Raw genomic sequence first — 14,693 nt, forward strand, 5'->3', positions numbered from 1 at the left:
AAGGGTTTCTTCGAAGGAGGGGGTTGCGACGGGTGTGGGCCGGGGTGGATCTGGCAATGTGATACCTGTGCTGACGGTGCCGATTCGCCAGCTCGGTGAGTCCGAGCGCGCGGCGGTCGAGAAGATCCTCGACCGCGACCCCTACGCCGGCGCCCAGATCGCCGAGCGGGTGGCGGCGCACGGCCTGAACTGGTGGCGCTCCGACGGGCGGATCTTCGGGTATGGGCCCGGCCGCCGCGTCGAGTCCATCATCTGGTCGGGCGCCCATCTGGTGCCGCTCTGCGCCACCCCGCCCGCGACCGCCGCGTTCGCCGACATGCTGGGGGCCGAGCCGCGCATCTGTTCGTCCATCATCGGCCGCTCCGAGCAGGTCCTCGACCTGTGGGACCGGCTCGGCGGCCACTGGGGCAAGGCACGCGAGGTGCGCCCCGACCAGCCGCTGCTGGTCGCCGACCGCGACCCGGTGGTGCCGCCCGACCCCGAGGTGCGCCTGGTCCGGCCGGGCGAGGTCGACCAGCTCTTCCCGGCCGCCGTGTCCATGTACACCGAGGAGGTCGGCGTCTCGCCGCTGCTCGACGACGGCGGCCGCGGCTATCGGCGGCGCATCGCGGAGCTGGTCAAGGGCAAGCGGGCGTACGCGCGCTTCGTCGGCGACCGGGTCATCTTCAAGGCCGAGCTGGCCATCGTCACCCGGCGCACGACCCAGGTGCAGGGCGTATGGGTCGACCCGGAATACCGAGGCCGGGGCCTGGCCGCCCCCGCCATGGCCGCCGTCGTCCGCGACGCGCTGCGGCGGGTGGCGCCCACGGTGAGTCTTTACGTGAACGACTACAACGCGCCGGCCCGCCGCGTCTACGCGCGGACCGGTTTCGTCTCGGCCGGCAGTTTCGCGACCGTGTTGTTCTAGGCCCGGCCCAGATCGGTCAGCACCCCGCGGATGGTGGGGAAGTCGCCCGAGTTCAGGGCCGGGGTGGGCAGCAGGGCCATCACCGGGACGGTGATGCCGGCCGCGGCGTAGGCCTCGACCCGGGCCCGGCACTGAGCCGGGGTGCCGTGCACGATCAGGTCGTCGACCACTTCGTCCGGGATGGCGGCCAGGGCGCCCTTGCGGTCGCCGGCCGCCCACGCGTCCCACATCGGCCTGAGGATCTCGTCGCGGCCGAGCCAGCGGTGGAAGGCGGCGTAGGCCGGCACCGTCAGATACGACGTGATCATGCGGCGGCCGACCGTGCGGGCGTACGCGGCGTCGTCGGTCGGGCAGACGAAGATGCGCGCGGCCACCTCGAAGCCGGCGGCGGCGCCCTTGACCTCGGCCAGCGCGGTCGGGACGTCGCCCGGTGAGAGCCAGTTGAGGATGACGCCGTCGGCCTCGGCCGCGGCCAGGCGCAGCATGCCGGGGCGCAGCGCGGCCAGCAGGATCTGAGGCGGCGTCGCCGGCGGGCGCTCGAGGCGGAAGCGGCGCACCGAGAAGGTGTCGAAGTCGCCGTCGACCACCTCGCCGGCCAGGGCGGCGCGCAGGAAGCGCAGCATGTCGCGGCTGCGGGCGTACGGCTCGGTGAAGTCGGCCGCGTTCCAGTCGCCGACCACCACGGGCGAGGACGCCCCGATGCCGAGCTGGAAGCGGCCGGGCGCGGTCTCGGCCAGGGCGGCCGCGGTCATCGCGAGCAGGCCGGGCCCGCGGGTGAAGACGGGCGCGATGGCCGTGCCGAGGCCGAACGAGGGGGCCCAGGCGGCGGCGAGGGTGAGCGGGGTGAAGGCGTCGGAGCCGTTCACCTCGGAGCTCCACACGTCGGTGAAGCCGGCCTCCTCGAGGGCCGCGTAGACGGCGGCGTGATCGGCGAGCGGTACCCCGGCCAGCGGAACGGTCATGCCCCATCGCGTCGACATGACCACGATCCTGCCGTGGGCCCACCCGTGAGGTCCATCACTTGTGACGGATCCCGGCAAACACGCGGGTATGTTTTTGAACTGACCAGTCAGTTTAAATGGAGGCCGGACATGTCGGTTGTCACCGCGCGCGGGGCGGGCGTCCGCCACCGGCGCCGCTGGCTCTTCCAGGACCTCGACGTCGACGTCGAGCCTGGTGAGCTGGTCGCGGTGGTCGGGCCTCCGGGCAGCGGGCGCACCACCGCGCTGCTCGCGCTGGCGAGGCGGTTCCGGCTCAGCGCCGGGACGGTCGAGCTCACCGGCACCGCCTCGCTCGGCTACGTGCCCGAGGTCGAGGGGCCCGAACCTGTCTTCACCGTCACTGAGCACGTGCGGGAACGGCTGGCACTGCTCGGGCGATCGAGGTCCGCGGCCACCGGAGTGCCCCTGCTCGGGCTCGACGCGGAGAAGCAGGGACGCGACCTCACCCCGTACGAGAAACAGATCTTGGGCCTGGTCTTGGCTCGTCTCGAAGAGCCGGCGGTGATCGCGCTGGACGGGGTGGACGACGGGCTCGACCGGCGGGAGCGCGAGGACCTCTGGGAGCTGCTGGACGAGATCGCCGCGAGCGGTACGGCCGTGCTCGTGACCGCCCGCGAAATCGACCCGGAGCGGGTCGCCACCGTGATCCGGCTGGGTGAGGAGGAGCGATGAGGGGCCTGTCCACTTTGTCGCTGGCCGGTCTGGAGATCCGCCGCTTCCTGCGCGGCCGCCTCACCACCGCGGCCCTGGTCGTCATCGCGGTCATCCCGCTGCTCTACGGCGCGCTCTATCTGTACGCGTTCTGGGATCCGTACGGGCGCCTCAACCACATCCCGGCCGCGCTCGTCGTCGAGGACCGCGCCGCCACCGCCCAGGACGGCACCAAGCTGCACGCCGGGCAGGATCTGGCCCAGAAGCTTCAGGACCGGCAGGTCTTCGACTGGCACGTGACCGACGAGGCCGGCGCCGAGAAGGGCCTGACCGACGGCGAGTACCAACTATTGCTGCGCATCCCGGCCGACTTCTCGGCCGACCTGGTCACCCCGCCCGATGCCGGCGTCGCCCCCAAGGCGGCCCAGCTCGTCGCCGTCAGCGACGACGCCAACAACTACCTCTCCGGCGTCTTCGCCCGCTCGGCCTTCCAGGAGGTGCAGGCGGCGGCCTCGGACAGCGCCTCGGCCGGCTACTACGACAAGATGCTGATCGGCTTCACCGACCTCAAGACCCAGACTCAGAAGGCGGCCGACGGCGCCCACAAGCTCGACGACGGCGCGAAGTCGGCCCGCTCCGGCGCGAACCGGCTGTCCGGCGGCATCGACGACGCCGAGAGCGGCGCGAAGACCCTGAGCAACGGCCTCGGCACGGCCGCCGGTGGCGCCGGCGACCTCGCCGACGGCCTGGCCCAGCTCAGCGCGGGCGCCGACCAGCTCGCCACCGGCACCGCGCGGGCGGCGAGCGGTGGCCGTCAGCTGGCGTCCGCTGTGGACGCCGCCGCCGACAAGGCCGAGCCCCTGCTGCGCGAGAACGCCGAGCGCCTCCAGACGGCGGCGACCCTCGTGGCCCGCGGCGCCGACACCCTCGCGGCCAACATCACGACCATCGACACCGCCGCGGATCAGGCCGTCGACAACGCCGAACAGCTCCAGCGCTATCTGAACACCCTGCCCGCCGGCACCGAAGGGCTGTCCGAGGCCAAGGCCCTCGCCGCTCAGCTGGTCTCGGCGGCCCAGAAGGTACAGAGCACAGTGGACAGCGCCGACCTCGACGCCCTGCGGGCCGACCTGAAGCAGACCGCCGCCACCGCACGGCAGATCGCCGCCGCCGCGCCCCACCTGGCCGACGACGTGCGGAACGCCCGCGCGAAGGTCGACCAGCTCGCCACCGGCCTCGACAGTCTCGCCACCGGGGCCAGGAAGCTGAGCACCGGCACCGACCAGGCCGAACAGGGCGCCGCCGACCTGAAGAACGGCATCTACCGGCTCTCCGACGGCGCCCGGCAGCTCAGCGGCGGGCTCACCACACTCTCCTCCGGCGGCCACAAGCTCGCCGACGGCCTCGGCGACCTCCAGGCCGGCGCCGGGCAGCTCGCCGCCGGGCTGACCGACGGTGCCCAACAGATTCCGGGGTACGGGCAAGACACCAGCGACCGCGCGGGCGTGCTGGCCGACCCCGTCTCGCTTGACCGCACGGTCCGCCATCCGGCCGCCACCTATGGGGTGGGCTTCGCCCCGTACTTCCTGGCCCTGGCCCTCTGGGTCGGCGCGATGATCACGTTCTTCGTGCTGAAGCCGCTGAACCGGCGCTACCTGATGGCGAGGACGCCGACCCTGCGCGTGGTGTTCGCCGGCCTGCTGCCGGCGGTGGCGATCGGGCTCGTGCAGGCGACGATCCTGTTCGCCGTGGTGCACTTCGGGCTCGGCCTCGACCCGGTCCACCCGATGGCCACCTGGGGACTGCTCCTGCTGACCGCCGCGGTGTTCGCCGCGATCATCCAGATGCTGGGCGCGGTCTTCGGCGCGCCCGGCCGCATCCTGGCCCTCGCGCTGCTCATGCTCCAGCTCACCTCGTCCGGCGGCACGTACCCCGTACAGACCTCGCCGGGCTTCTTCCAGGCGATTCACCCCCTGCTACCCATGACGTACGTGGTGGGGGCGGCTCGCCACGCGGTCGACGGCGGCCCGTGGGGTACCGTCATCCAGGGCATTTTGGTGCTGATGGCGTACGGAACAGCAGCCGTCACACTGACCTGGCTGGCCGCCCGGCGCGGCCGGCGGATGACCAGCTCGGACCTCCACCCGGAACTCGTGCTGTGATGTCCTGTGAGGGGGCTGTGGTGGCGGACGGGCGGACACGGCGCCGGGAGGACACCCGGCAACGTCTCTTCGAGGCGGCCGTCGAGCTCATCGCCGAGCAGGGCTTCTCGGCCACGACGGTCGACGACATCGCGCTGCGGGCCGGCGTGGCCAAGGGCACGGTCTACTACAACTTCAAAAGCAAGACCGATCTTTTCGAGGAGCTTCTGCGGTACGGCGTGGGGCTGCTCACCGCGGAGTTCCGGGCGGCCGTGGAGGGCCTGCCACCCCGCGAGGCGGTGGCCGCTCTCGTCCGCAGCCAGCTGGAGTACATCCGGCGCTACCGCGCCTTCGCCCAGCTGCTGCTCTCCGAGATGTGGCGCACCAACCGCGAGTGGCAGCAGACCCTGGTCCTGCTGCGCGAGCAGGCGATCGGGGTGATCGCCGAGACCCTGCAGGCGGGCGTCGGCTCCGGCGACCTGCCGGCCGAGCTCGACGTGCGGGTCGCGTCGTCGGCCCTGTTCGGCGTCGGCCTCGTCGTCGCCGTCGACTGGCTGGTCTTCATGCCCGAGCGCCCGATCGAGGACGTCCAGGAATCGCTCCTGGCCATTGTCCGCCGCGTCGGTTAAGCCGCCTTCGACTTCCAGGCCGTGGCCAGCGACGTGCGGCCGTTGGTGCGCAGCAGCGAACCCTCGTAGATGCGGGCACCAACGGCCAGCAGGGCCACCGCGGTCGCGGCGAGGATCAGCAGCGAGACCACGGGCTCCCAGGCCGCCACGTCCGAGATGAACAGCCGGACCGGCATGGCCACCGGCGCCGAGAACGGGATGTACGACAGGACGCGCATCGCCGCGTCGTTGTCGATCAGGAAGATGGTGGCGAAGAACGGGATCATCACCAGCATCTGCACCGGGGCCGAGGCGCCGCTGATGTCCTCCTGCCGGGCCGAGAGCGCGCCCACGCCGGCCCAGAGCGTGGCCAGCATGACGAAGCCGAAGACGAAGAACACCAGGAACCAGCCGATCGTCGGCTCCAGCAGCGACAGCACGTTCGCGTCGACGCCGGCGAACCGCGCGCCCACCACGGCCACGATCGCGATCAGCGCCACCTGGCCGAACGCGAGCAGCGTGAGCGCGGTGACCTTGCCGGCCAGCAGGGCCCGGGTGGGCACGCTGGCCACCAGGATCTCGACGATCCGGGTCTGCTTCTCCTCGGTGACGCTCTGCGCGATCTGCACCCCGAACAGGAACGACGTGAAGAAGAAGACGAAGGCGATCGCGAAGGGCACCGCGAACTGGAGGAACGGGTCGACGTCGCTCGGATCGAGCAGCCGCACCGGCGGCTCGGTGCTGAGCGCCCGCACCACCTCGCCCGGGCTGTCGTCCATGGCCAGCACCGTCGGGCCGGCCACGACGGCCGCGTCCACGTCGCCGCTGCGGACCAGTTGCTCGGCTGCCGCGTCGTCGGCAACCTGGCGCACCTCGAGACCGGCCTGCTGGAGGACGCCCGCGGTCGCCTGGTCGGCCACGGCCACCGACGACGGCCCGCCGTCGAGCACGGCCGGCAGCACTGTGGAGGCGACCGCGATGAACAGGAAGAAGACGGTGCTGAACAGGAACGTACGATCGCGCAGCTTGACCCGGATCTCCCGGGCCGCCACCACGCGCGCCGCCGCCAACGTGCTCATCAGCGAATCACCTCTCGGAAGATCTCGGCCAGCGACGGGGTGACCGGCCCGAACGAGCGCACCGGCCCGCGGTCGAGCGCCGCCCGCAGCAACTCCTGGTCGTCGGCGCCATCGGCCAGATCGATGACGGCGCGGGTGCCGTCGAGCTCGACCACCGTGACGCCCGGGCGCTCACGCACCCACTCCACGCCGGCGTCGGCGTGCAGCTGGAAGCGGGGCTGGGCGTAGGTCGTCCGCAGCCGCGACCGGTCGCCGGCGGCGCGGATGGTGCCGCCCGCGATGATGACGAGGTCGTCGCAGAGCCGCTCGACCAGCTCCAGCTGGTGGCTGGAGAACAGCACCGGCACGCCGTTGGTGGCCCGCTCGCGCAGCACATCGACGACGACGTCGACGGCCAGCGGGTCGAGGCCGGAGAACGGCTCGTCGAGCACCAGCATCTCCGGGTCGTGCACCAGAGCGGCCGCCACCTGCGCCCGCTGCTGGTTGCCGAGCGAGAGCTTCTCCAGCTTCTCGCCGGCCCGCTCACCCAGGCCGAGCCGGTCGAGCAGCTTCGCCGTCTTCTCGGTGGCCGCGGCCCGGGTCAGCCCGTGCAACCGTCCGAGATAGACGATCTGCTCGGACACGGTCATCTTCGGGTAGAGGCCGCGTTCCTCCGGCATGTATCCGAACCGCTGCCGGACCTCCCGGCTGAGCCGTTCGCCCTGCCAGCGCACCTCCCCGCTGTCGGCCGCGAGCACTCCGAGAATTATTCGCATGGTGGTCGTCTTGCCGGCGCCGTTGGCACCGACGAAGCCCGTCATCCGACCGCCTGCCACCTGGAACGAGATGTTCGAGAGAACTGGCCGGCCGTCGAACGCGCGGCTGACGCCATCGACGTTGAGCACGCTGGTCATCCACACAGCCTAGGTGGATCAAGCTTGGGCCGCTGCCCGCGAAGATCCGTTAGCCCCGCATGGCTCACCTACGTCGCGATGCCGGTCCTGGTCCTCGACCTCACCGAGTCGCTGTTCGCCGAGGCACGTGAAGGGCTGGCCGCGTCGGCTGTTCCGCGCGGCCGCCGCTCTCACGGGTGAAGGGGTGGGGACGATGGGTCCCGCACTTTTCGTGGGGTGAGTGGAAGTCGGGCCGGCGTGGGTGGTGGAAGTCAGGGGGCGCGGTAGTACTGGGTCTTTGCGATGTCCGGGTGGGTCTGGGTGGGGATGTCGGCGTCGTCGTCGGGGGTGAGGGTGCCGCCCAGGTCGAGGATGCGGCGGTGGGCGGCGGCCAGGCGGTCCTCGAGCTTGACGATGCGGCAGGCGGCGGTGATCGGCATGCCCTCGTCGAGGAGCTGGCGGACGCGGGTGGCCAGCTGGAGCTGGTGGCGGGAGTAGCGGCGGTGGCCGCCGAGGGAGCGCTCGGGCTCGATCAGGCCGGCGGCGCCGAGGCTGCGGAGAAAGGCCGGCGTCACGCCGATCATGTCAGCGGCGCGGCCCATCGTGTACGCCGGGAAGTCGGCGTCGTCGAAGGACGTGTTGTTCATCGTGCCTTCCGTGGCGAGGGGGGATGCCCTTGTGGGGCGAGGGGGAAGACAGTCCAAGGCCCCGGCGGGTAACCGGGGCCCTGGCTTTTCAATTCTGATGCCGACCGTCGTCGGCAAGTGAGGTCGTCCGCTTGCGTGCCGCTAGCGGGCCACCTGAGTGATGGGCATCGGCTGCGATCACCTCTTGTCGGGTCGGGGACGTTGTGATGACGCGTTGCTGCGGTATCTCGTCCTCCTTCTCCAACTGAGCCCGTCGAGCTAGGCCCGAAGGGGCGTCGGTTGCCAGTTGCGTGTCGGCTGTGCGTGGCCGACACCACAGAGACTATGCCCATCACCAGCGAATTTCTAGTACCGGGGCTACAGATTTTTTGGACAAATCGTCAGACATGTGGCAGCGGAGGGTAGCGCACGGAGTACTGAACGTGAGGTGCGGCGGTGCGGAGCGGGCGCCGGGCACGGCGATGCCGTGTGAGAGAGAGGTGACCGCGCCCCGCACCGCCGCGGGAGCGGGGCGCCGCTGTGCGCCCCATGGTTCGCGACGTCTGCCGAGGACTCGCGAATGCCTGAACTGTCCTGAGTGTGCGGGAGCGCCGGGGCCGGGAGCAACGCAATTAACGCTGATCATTGACGCGCGTAACAGTCCGGCGAGATCATCACGGCACGCCGTGGCCCAGGTCACAGCAACCCCTCGGTAAGGGAGCCGCACATGAGCGTCAACCCCGCACCCAGCACCGACGAAGAACGCCTCGCCCAACTCGGCTACCAGCAGGAGCTGCACCGCCGACTGTCCGGCTTCTCGAACTTCGCGGTCTCTTTCTCGATCATCTCCATTCTGGCCGGCGCCATCACGTCGTACGGCATCGCCATGAACGCCGGTGGCCCGGTCGCCATCACCCTGGGCTGGCTCTTCGTCGGCATCATGGTGACCTTCGTGGCCCTGGCCATGGCCGAGGTCTGCTCGGCCTATCCGACCGCCGGCGCGCTGTACTGGTGGGCGGCCGCGCTGGCCAAACGCAACAAGGCCGCATGGGCCTGGTTCGTCGGCTGGTTCAACTTCCTCGGCGAGGTCGCCGTCACCGCCGCCATCGACTTCGGCGCGGCCATCACCACCTCGGCCTTCCTCAGCCTGGCCTTCGACTGGGAGGTCACCACCGGGCGGACCTTCCTGGTCTTCCTGGTCATCATCATCGTGCACGGCCTGCTGAACACGTTCGGCGTGAACCTCGTCCGGGTGCTCTCCGACGTCAGCGCGTGGTGGCACCTGGTCGGCGTCGCGGTCATCGTGGGCGTGCTGGCCATCGTGCCGGACAACCACAAGCCGATCTCCGAGGTCTTCACCGAGGTGCACAACTCCACCGGCTTCACCTTCGCCGGGGCCGGGGTGTACGCGGTGCTGCTCGGCCTGCTGATGGCCCAGTACACGTACACCGGCTACGACGCCTCGGCCCACGTGGCCGAGGAGACGCACGACGCCGCCCGGGCCGCACCGCGCGGCATCGTGATGTCCGTGGTGGTCTCGGTGATCGCCGGTTTCGTGCTGCTCTTCGCGATCACCTGGTCCATCCAGGACTACGAGGGCGCGCTCGGCACCGACCTCGGCCTGCCGCCGGCGCAGATCTTCATCGACGCCGTCGGCCACGACACCGGCACGTTCCTGCTGTTCATCTGCGTGGTCGCGCAGTGGTTCTGCGGCATGGCGTCGGTCACCGCCAACTCCCGGATGTCGTACGCCTTCGCGCGTGACGGCGCTCTGCCGGGCTCGCGGCTGTGGAAGAAGGTCAACCCCCGGACGGGCACGCCGACCAACTCGATCTGGCTCTGCGTGACCTGCTCCACGCTGCTGGTGCTGCCGTCGTTGTGGAACACCACCGCCTATCTGGCGGCCACCTCGATCGCGGTCATCGGCCTCTACATCGCGTACGTCGTGCCGGTCTTCCTGCGGCGGGTCAACCCCGACTTCGAGCGGGGGCCGTGGCACCTCGGCAAGTGGAGCGCGGTCGTCGGCTGGCTGGCGATCGTCTGGGTCGTGATCATCTGCATCCTGTTCGTCCTGCCGACGGCCAGCCCGATCACGGCGTCCAACTTCAACTACACGATCTTCGCCGTGATCGTCGTCCTCGGCCTGGCCACGATCTGGTGGTTCGCGAGCGCCCGCAAGTGGTTCACCGGACCGAAGCAGAACCTGATCGACAAAGCCGCACACGGCGAACAGACCATGCCCACGGAATGATCTGAAGGGCCGGGCGGTCTCACCGCCCGGCCTCTCGAAGAGGAGAACCGCATGGATCTCGAGGAACTGGACGTCTCGGTCGACAACGGCAGCATCGACACCGTGCTGCTGGCCCTCACCGACATGCAGGGGCGGTTGCAGGGCAAGCGCCTGCACGGCCGCTACTTCATGGACGAGGTCGCCACCGGCGGCAGCGAGGGCTGCAACTATCTGCTCGCGGTGGACGTCGACATGAACACCGTGGACGGGTACGAGTCGTCGTCCTGGGACAGCGGCTACGGCGATTTCGTGATGAAGCCCGACTTCACCACCCTGCGGCCCGTGCCGTGGCAGCCGGGCACGGCGATGGTCCTCGCCGACCTCGAGACGACCGGCGGTGATCCGGTCTACGCGTCACCCCGGCAGATCCTCAAACGGCAGCTTGACCGTCTCGCCGGGCACGGCCTGACGGCGTACGCCGGAACCGAACTGGAATTCGTCCTTTATCGCGACAGCTATGAGCAGGCCTTCGACAAGGGCTACCGCCACCTGATCCCGGCGAACCAGTACAACGTGGACTACTCGCTGCTGGGGACGGCCCGGGTGGAGCCGCTGCTGCGGCGCATTCGCAACGAGATGTACGGGGCGGGGCTGCTGCCCGAGAGCGCCAAGGGCGAGTGCAACTTCGGCCAGCACGAGATCGCGTTCCGCTACGCCGACGCGCTCACCTGCGCCGACAACCACGTGATCTACAAGAACGGCGCCAAGGAGATCGCCGCCCAGGAGGGCATGTCGCTGAGCTTCATGGCCAAGCCGAACGAGCGCGAGGGCAACTCGTGCCACATCCACTTCTCGCTGCGTGGCTCCGACGGCAAGTCGGCGATGCTGGGCGACGGTCCGGCCCACCTCAGCGAGACCGGGCAGCGCGTGCTGGCCGGGCTGCTGGCCACGATGCGCGAGTTCAGCCTGTTGTTCGCGCCGAACATCAACTCGTACAAGCGCTACCAGCCCGGCTCGTTCGCGCCGACCGCGCTGCGCTGGGGCGTCGACAACCGGACGTGCGCGCTGCGGATCGCCGGCCACGGACAAGGGATGCGGGTGGAGAACCGGGTGCCGGGTGGGGACGTCAACCCGTACCTGGCGATCGCGGCGCTGGTGGCGGGGGCGCTGCACGGCATCGAGAACGAGCTCGAACTGGAGCCGGAGACGCCGGGGAACGCGTACGAGGACGTGGCGGCGGAGAGGGTGCCGACGACGCTGCGGGAGGCCCAGCAGTTGTGGCTGGGCAGCGAGGTGGCTCGGGAGGCGTTCGGCGCGGAGGTGGTCGGGCATTACGCGAACATGGCCCAGGTGGAGTTGACCGCCTTCGACGCCGCCGTCACCGACTGGGAATTGCGGCGCGGTTTCGAGCGGATGTGAGGCCCCGCCCCACCAGGGGGCGGGCCCAGATCTTATGCCACCCGGGGCGCCCCGGCCGCGTTGTCCACAGCCGCCGGGTTATCCACAGGGCCGGCGCCGGCCCACCCGAACCTGTGTAAGGATCCGCCTGTGACAACAACTGACGTGATCAATCCAGCAACAGGCGCGGTCTTCACCACCGTCCCGTCGCTGGATCTGGCCGCGACCGACGCGGCGATCGATCGCGCGCACAAAGCCTTTCCGGCCTGGCGTGCGGTGGCGCCCGGCGACCGGGCCCGGCTGCTGCGCCGCTTCGCCGCGGTGGTCGACCAGCACCTCGGCGAGCTGGCCGAGCTCGAAGTGCGCAACGCCGGCCACACCATCGGCAACGCCCGCTGGGAGGCGGGCAACGTCCGCGACGTGCTCGACTATTACGCCGGGGCGCCCGAGCGGCTCAGCGGCCGCCAGATCCCGGTCGCCGGCGGCCTCGACGTGACGTTCCACGAGCCGCTCGGCGTGGTCGGCATCATCGTGCCGTGGAACTTCCCGATGCCGATCGCCGGCTGGGGTTTCGCCCCGGCGCTGGCGGCCGGCAACACGGTGGTGCTCAAGCCGGCCGAGCTGACCCCGCTGACCGCGATCCGGCTCGGTGAGCTGGCGCTCGAGGCCGGCCTGCCCGACGACGTGTTCCAGATCGTTCCGGGCAAGGGCTCGATCGTCGGGCAGCGGTTCGTCACCCACCCGGCCGTGCGCAAGGTCTGCTTCACCGGTTCGACCGAGGTCGGCAAGTCGATCATGGCGGGCGCGGCCGACCAGGTGAAGCGGGTGACCCTGGAGCTGGGCGGTAAGAGCGCCAACATCGTCTTCGCCGACGCCGACCTCGAGAAAGCGGCGGCGTCGGCCCCGGCGTCCGTCTTCGACAACGCCGGGCAGGACTGTTGCGCCCGTTCGCGCCTGCTGGTGCAGGAGTCGGTCTACGACAAGTTCCTGTCGCTGCTGGAGCCGGCGGTCAAGGCGTTCCGGGTCGAGGAGCCCTCGAACGCGACGGCCGAGATGGGACCGCTGATCTCTTCCGGGCACAGGGAAAGCGTCGCAACGTACGTGGAAGGGTCCGATGTCGCCTTCGCCGGGCAGGCGCCCAGCGGGGACGGATGGTGGTTCCCGCCGACCGTGCTGCTCGCCCACTCGGCCGATGATCGGCACTGGCGCGAGGAGGTCTTCGGGCCGGTGCTGTCGGTGCTGCCGTTCAAGGACGAGGCCGACGCCGTCCGGCTGGCCAACGACACCGAGTACGGGCTGTCGGGTTCGCTCTGGACCCGCGACCTGGGCCGGGCGCTGCGGGTCTCGCGGGCCGTGGAGACCGGCGCGCTGAGTGTCAACAGTCACTCGTCGGTGCGGTACTGGACGCCGTTCGGCGGCATGAAGCAGTCCGGGCTGGGGCGCGAGCTCGGCCCGGACGCGCTGCTCAGCTTCACCGATGTGAAAAACGTGTTCCTTGCGATGGGAGAGTAAGTGGAGCGTTTGCGGGACCGGGTCGCCGTGATCACCGGCGCCGGCAGCGGTATCGGGCTGGCCACCGCCCGGCGGTTCGCCGCCGAGGGCGCGAAGGTCATCGCCGTGGACATCTCGGAAGACGCCGGTAAGGCGGTCGCCGACGAGGTCGGTGGCGAGTTCGTGGCCTGCGACGTCAGCGACGAGGAGTCGGTCAAGCGGCTGTTCGACGGCGTCGCCGAGCGGCACGGACGGGTCGACATCGCCTTCAACAACGCCGGCATCTCGCCGCCGGACGACGACTCGATCCTGGTCACCGGCCTGGACGCGTGGGAGCGCGTACTCAAGGTCAACACCACGTCGGTCTTCTTCTGCTGCAAATACGCGATTCCGCACATGCAGCGGCAGGGCAAGGGCTCGATCATCAACACGGCGTCGTTCGTGGCGCTGCTCGGGGCGGCCACGTCGCAGATCGCGTACACGGCGAGCAAGGGCGGCGTGCTGGCGATGACCCGCGAGCTCGGTGTGCAGTTCGCGCGGGAGGGCATCCGGATCAACGCGCTCTGCCCGGGACCCGTGGCGACCCCGCTGCTGATGGAGCTGTTCGCCAAGGACCCGGAGCGGGCGGCCCGGCGGCTCGTGCACGTGCCGATGGGTCGGTTCGCCGAGCCCGCGGAGATCGCGGCGGCGGTGGCGTTCCTGGCCAGCGACGACGCCTCGTTCATGACCGCCTCGCAGTTCGTGGTGGACGGTGGAATCACCGGCGCCTATGTAACTCCGCTGTGAACGTTTGAGAGGTCGTTTCCATGGGCACGTCCCTTTTACGCCCGAGAGGGGTGAAGGGGTCGAATCCCCGCCCGCACAGGTCGATCCCTGCGTAGGTGGGACAGAAGGGCCCGTGGTGGGGTGTCACCTCGTAATGAGGTGACACCCCACACCCCCATTACGCCGAAAAGGCGATGGAACAGAAACATGATCTGGTTACGGTGGGGCGATGCGCCCGATCATCGGCATCACGACCTATGTGGAGAACGCCACGTGGGGTGTCTGGCGGGATCTGCCGACCACGCTGATCCCGCACGACTACGTCGCCGCCGTCACGCTGGCCGGTGGACGGCCCGTCCTGATCCCCCAGGAGGACGACACCGACGTGCTGCGTGCGCTGGACGGGCTGGTGCTCGCCGGCGGTCCCGACCTCGGCCCCGAGATGTACGGCCAGGAGCCCGGCCCGCACACCGTCGTACGCCCTGAGAGGGACACCGCGGAATTGCGGCTGGTCCGCGCGGCGTTGGAGATGGACATGCCGGTCCTCGGCATCTGCCGGGGAATGCAGCTGCTCACCGTCGCCGCCGGTGGGACGCTGCACCAGCATCTGCCCGACCTGCTCGGGCACGAGAAGCACCGGCCCGCGCCGGGTGTGTACGGCGAGCACGACGCGCGGTTCGAGCCCGGCAGCCGCATCGCCACCCTGATGGGTGACGACCTGGCCATCCGCTGCTTCCACCATCAGGGCGTCGCCGATCCGGGCACGCTCACCGTCACCGGCCGCGCCGAGGACGGGCTCCCCGAAGCCGTGGAGGACCCGGGCCGCCGGTTCGTCCTTGGCGTGCAGTGGCACCCGGAAGTGGTTCGTGACCGGCGCCTGTTCGGAGCGCTGGCCACCGCGGCCCGGAACTGAGACACAGGAGG

General features: G+C 70.3%; 13 protein-coding genes. 9 read left to right on the forward strand and 4 right to left on the reverse strand.

The window, feature by feature from the left end; translation table 11 throughout:
• Positions 1 to 67 precede the first annotated feature (67 nt).
• Positions 68 to 907, forward strand: coding sequence for a GNAT family N-acetyltransferase (locus tag CRP55_RS05930; RefSeq protein WP_097318510.1), 840 nt, complete (start codon positions 68 to 70; stop codon positions 905 to 907).
• Here the strand turns inward: CRP55_RS05930 and CRP55_RS05935 are convergent.
• A complete protein-coding gene (locus CRP55_RS05935) occupies positions 904 to 1,869 on the reverse strand; it encodes an LLM class F420-dependent oxidoreductase (RefSeq protein ID WP_245922846.1) in 966 nt (321 codons plus the stop codon). The genes CRP55_RS05930 and CRP55_RS05935 overlap by 4 nt on opposite strands.
• 129 nt (positions 1,870 to 1,998) lie before the next feature.
• Between CRP55_RS05935 and CRP55_RS05940 the strand changes: the two genes are divergently transcribed.
• The 3 genes from CRP55_RS05940 to CRP55_RS05950 are packed head-to-tail and all read left to right on the forward strand — an operon-like array spanning position 1,999 to position 5,329.
• On the forward strand, positions 1,999 to 2,580 hold the full coding sequence (locus tag CRP55_RS05940) for an ABC transporter ATP-binding protein (protein ID WP_097318512.1): 582 nt from the start codon (positions 1,999 to 2,001) through the stop codon (positions 2,578 to 2,580).
• Positions 2,577 to 4,721, forward strand: a complete 2,145-nt coding sequence (locus CRP55_RS05945; protein ID WP_179855017.1) for a YhgE/Pip domain-containing protein — start codon at positions 2,577 to 2,579, stop codon at positions 4,719 to 4,721. Before CRP55_RS05940 ends, CRP55_RS05945 begins: the two co-directional genes overlap by 4 nt.
• A 20-nt stretch (positions 4,722 to 4,741) precedes the next feature.
• Positions 4,742 to 5,329 carry a TetR/AcrR family transcriptional regulator gene (locus CRP55_RS05950; protein ID WP_245922801.1) on the forward strand — a complete coding sequence of 196 codons (588 nt, stop codon included), beginning with the start codon at positions 4,742 to 4,744 and terminating at the stop codon, positions 5,327 to 5,329.
• Here the strand turns inward: CRP55_RS05950 and CRP55_RS05955 are convergent.
• The 3 genes from CRP55_RS05955 to CRP55_RS05965 form a co-directional block, all read right to left on the reverse strand.
• Entirely contained in the window at positions 5,326 to 6,387 is a 1,062-nt protein-coding gene (locus CRP55_RS05955; protein WP_097318513.1) for an ABC transporter permease, read from the reverse strand. The two genes, CRP55_RS05950 and CRP55_RS05955, sit on opposite strands and share 4 nt — an antisense overlap.
• Positions 6,387 to 7,280, reverse strand: a complete 894-nt coding sequence (locus tag CRP55_RS05960) for an ABC transporter ATP-binding protein (RefSeq protein ID WP_097318514.1) — start codon at positions 7,278 to 7,280, stop codon at positions 6,387 to 6,389. Before CRP55_RS05960 ends, CRP55_RS05955 begins: the two co-directional genes overlap by 1 nt.
• A gap of 251 nt (positions 7,281 to 7,531) precedes the next feature.
• Positions 7,532 to 7,906: a helix-turn-helix domain-containing protein gene (locus CRP55_RS05965; protein WP_097318515.1), complete on the reverse strand. Its 375-nt coding sequence runs from the start codon at positions 7,904 to 7,906 to the stop codon at positions 7,532 to 7,534.
• A 706-nt stretch (positions 7,907 to 8,612) separates the two neighbouring features.
• Here CRP55_RS05965 and CRP55_RS05970 point away from each other — a divergent pair.
• From CRP55_RS05970 to CRP55_RS05990, 5 genes are all read left to right on the forward strand, one after another.
• Positions 8,613 to 10,136 carry an amino acid permease gene (locus CRP55_RS05970; RefSeq protein WP_097318516.1) on the forward strand — a complete coding sequence of 508 codons (1,524 nt, stop codon included), beginning with the start codon at positions 8,613 to 8,615 and terminating at the stop codon, positions 10,134 to 10,136.
• 51 nt (positions 10,137 to 10,187) lie between these two features.
• Entirely contained in the window at positions 10,188 to 11,534 is a 1,347-nt protein-coding gene (locus tag CRP55_RS05975; RefSeq protein WP_097318517.1) for a glutamine synthetase family protein, read from the forward strand.
• A 129-nt stretch (positions 11,535 to 11,663) separates the two neighbouring features.
• The gene (locus CRP55_RS05980) at positions 11,664 to 13,025 is read left to right on the forward strand and encodes an aldehyde dehydrogenase family protein (protein WP_097318518.1); all 1,362 of its coding nucleotides are present in this window, start codon (positions 11,664 to 11,666) and stop codon (positions 13,023 to 13,025) included.
• Positions 13,026 to 13,790: a 3-oxoacyl-ACP reductase gene (locus CRP55_RS05985; protein WP_097318519.1), complete on the forward strand. Its 765-nt coding sequence runs from the start codon at positions 13,026 to 13,028 to the stop codon at positions 13,788 to 13,790. It begins immediately after the preceding gene.
• 208 nt (positions 13,791 to 13,998) lie between these two features.
• On the forward strand, positions 13,999 to 14,682 hold the full coding sequence (locus CRP55_RS05990) for a gamma-glutamyl-gamma-aminobutyrate hydrolase family protein (RefSeq protein WP_097318520.1): 684 nt from the start codon (positions 13,999 to 14,001) through the stop codon (positions 14,680 to 14,682).
• Positions 14,683 to 14,693: the final 11 nt, after the last annotated feature.

It is taken from the genome of Paractinoplanes atraurantiacus, from assembly GCF_900215205.1.
Classification (GTDB): domain Bacteria; phylum Actinomycetota; class Actinomycetes; order Mycobacteriales; family Micromonosporaceae; genus Actinoplanes; species Actinoplanes atraurantiacus.

Bases quoted from the DNA above. Each gene is read 5' to 3' on its own strand.
- CRP55_RS05970 (WP_097318516.1), top strand. From the start codon at position 8,613: ATGAGCGTCAACCCCGCACCCAGCACCGACGAAGAACGCCTCGCCCAA.
- CRP55_RS05965 (WP_097318515.1), bottom strand. From the start codon at position 7,906: ATGAACAACACGTCCTTCGACGACGCCGACTTCCCGGCGTACACGATG.
- CRP55_RS05935 (WP_245922846.1), bottom strand. From the start codon at position 1,869: ATGACCGTTCCGCTGGCCGGGGTACCGCTCGCCGATCACGCCGCCGTC.
- CRP55_RS05955 (WP_097318513.1), bottom strand. From the start codon at position 6,387: ATGAGCACGTTGGCGGCGGCGCGCGTGGTGGCGGCCCGGGAGATCCGG.
- CRP55_RS05945 (WP_179855017.1), top strand. From the start codon at position 2,577: ATGAGGGGCCTGTCCACTTTGTCGCTGGCCGGTCTGGAGATCCGCCGC.
- CRP55_RS05990 (WP_097318520.1), top strand. From the start codon at position 13,999: ATGCGCCCGATCATCGGCATCACGACCTATGTGGAGAACGCCACGTGG.
- CRP55_RS05940 (WP_097318512.1), top strand. From the start codon at position 1,999: ATGTCGGTTGTCACCGCGCGCGGGGCGGGCGTCCGCCACCGGCGCCGC.
- CRP55_RS05975 (WP_097318517.1), top strand. From the start codon at position 10,188: ATGGATCTCGAGGAACTGGACGTCTCGGTCGACAACGGCAGCATCGAC.
- CRP55_RS05960 (WP_097318514.1), bottom strand. From the start codon at position 7,280: ATGACCAGCGTGCTCAACGTCGATGGCGTCAGCCGCGCGTTCGACGGC.